At 35.7% G+C, this 667-nt stretch carries 1 pseudogene; it reads left to right on the plus strand.

The annotated features are described in order from the left end of the window. Positions 1–327: 327 nt before the first annotated feature. Positions 328–540: pseudogene (locus MUB24_RS23095) on the plus strand (DUF3231 family protein); the annotation flags it as partial. Positions 541–667: the final 127 nt, after the last annotated feature.

Here is a 667-nt window from a genome sequence, read left to right on the forward strand (position 1 = left end):
AGAATCAGCCCGAGAAAATGAGAAGTCTGGTATCATAAATTATCCACATGTTGATAAGTCAGGTTTAAAAAAGCAATTTGTGGACAACGGGATTCGTATGCCCTTTTTTAGATGGTAATGATCAGAAAACAGCAACGCATCCTTTTTTATATAAAAAAAGGAGTAAAATTCAACTTTTCACAAAAAAAATAATGCCCTTATTTTTTGTTCATACACCAAAAAATGATACAGCGCAAAAAGCTCCATTAAAATACATATAGACATATAATCATTCATATGCCTGTCCAAAGGGAAGCAATTTCACTTCTTATGTCTCTTATAATTGAATCAAACTATGCGACTGCCGCGGCTGCAAGTCAACGAAGTTATTTAGCGATAAATTATTAACGATTATCGTTAGAAATCGCCAAACTAGCTAAAAGCGGAGCAGATATTATGATTAAACACAATTGGCTGGAACAACCGCCGGGAATTAAAGATCGGGAAAAGTTAGCGAGGAGTAAAGAAAAAGCTGATCCTAGTTGGACAGCATTTTTGTGAGTATCTTTCTCAAGTTTCGGACATGCTAAATAAGCCTTAACGCTTGGTATGAAAGGGATAGGTACAATTCTATTATCATGCTGTCCCAGCATGAAGTAGTGGATTTCGCAAATAGTCAGGTAATTTG

Origin of the sequence: Lederbergia sp. NSJ-179, assembly GCF_022867885.1 — a bacterium.
Lineage (GTDB): Bacteria > Bacillota > Bacilli > Bacillales > Bacillaceae_C > Lederbergia.